Annotated in this window: 1 protein-coding gene; it reads left to right on the plus strand. The window is 37.3% G+C overall.

Annotated features, from left to right (window positions below; all coding sequences use genetic code 11):
• Window positions 1-228 (plus strand): type II secretion system F family protein (locus tag CWC14_RS19110; protein ID WP_171036923.1); only part of this gene is annotated, 228 nt, incomplete at both ends.

Below are 228 nucleotides of genomic sequence, written 5' to 3' on the forward strand. Positions count from 1 at the left end.
ACCCACAGGAGTGAGGGTTGATAAAGGTTTGGAAATAATAGCTAAAACAAAAGCTAAACCTATATTGGCAACAATGCTTCGAACCATTAGTAAAGATATTCAGAACGGTAATACATTGTCTCAGGCATTGAGAAAGCATGAAACAGTATTTGACAACTTATATTGCAACTTAGGCGAACTGGGAGAGTCGACTGGAGATTTATCTGCAGTATTTAAAGGGTTAGCAAA

The organism is Pseudoalteromonas sp. S3260 (assembly GCF_005886925.1).
Taxonomy (GTDB): domain Bacteria; phylum Pseudomonadota; class Gammaproteobacteria; order Enterobacterales; family Alteromonadaceae; genus Pseudoalteromonas; species Pseudoalteromonas tetraodonis.